2 protein-coding genes are annotated in these 547 nt (G+C 39.1%); one reads left to right on the top strand and one right to left on the bottom strand.

The window, feature by feature from the left end; all coding sequences use genetic code 11:
• Positions 1-24 precede the first annotated feature (24 nt).
• Positions 25-99: a cold-shock protein gene (locus ACRCJ0_RS19020; RefSeq protein WP_431391768.1), complete on the top strand. Its 75-nt coding sequence runs from the start codon at positions 25-27 to the stop codon at positions 97-99.
• A gap of 171 nt (positions 100-270) precedes the next feature.
• On the opposite strand, the gene ACRCJ0_RS19015 is transcribed toward ACRCJ0_RS19020, so the two are convergent.
• A complete protein-coding gene (locus ACRCJ0_RS19015; RefSeq protein ID WP_431391766.1) occupies positions 271-516 on the bottom strand; it encodes a GlsB/YeaQ/YmgE family stress response membrane protein in 246 nt (81 codons plus the stop codon).
• Positions 517-547: the final 31 nt, after the last annotated feature.

The raw sequence follows: 547 nt of genomic DNA, 5'->3' as shown, positions 1-547 counted from the left end.
CACTTAGACCAAACTTCATTAGAAGTGGGGCAAAAGGTACAGTTTGAAATTGCCCAAGGAAAGCGTGGTCCTCAAGCAGTGAATATTGAATTAGGCTAATGATAGCTAATTGAATAATATAGATAAAGCGGTAGCGATTAGACACTAAGTCTTAGTCGCTACCGCTTTTGACTTCCTCGTCAAATGGGTCAGAGGATTGTTGAAAATAGGGTATAAAAAAAGGGCACTGAACCAATTGATTCAGCGCCCTTAATTGATTGTATAGTTAAACTAGTTTAAACGTTTTAAGACAAAGTTTAATACTAAGATTAATATGATAGCTCCGATTAGTGAAGGGATCACTGCATATCCACCAATTACAGGACCAAAGTCTTGTAAGAAAGTAGATGCTACCCAAGAACCTAACATACCACAGATAATGTTACCGATAACGCCACCTGGGACATCTTTACCTAGGATTGCACCTGCACCCCAACCAATAAGTCCACCGACGATTAAAGACCATAACCAGCCCATGATAATTCCTCCATTTCATTTTGTATTGGAC

This window comes from Aerococcus sp. L_32 (genome assembly GCF_050689315.1).
Note: the sequence above shows the minus strand (reverse complement) of the source record. Positions and strands in the feature narration are given on the sequence as shown.

What these genes read in the sequence shown, in the direction of transcription:
- ACRCJ0_RS19015 (WP_431391766.1), bottom strand. Translation starts at nt 516, where the DNA reads ATGGGCTGGTTATGGTCTTTAATCGTCGGTGGACTTATTGGTTGGGGT.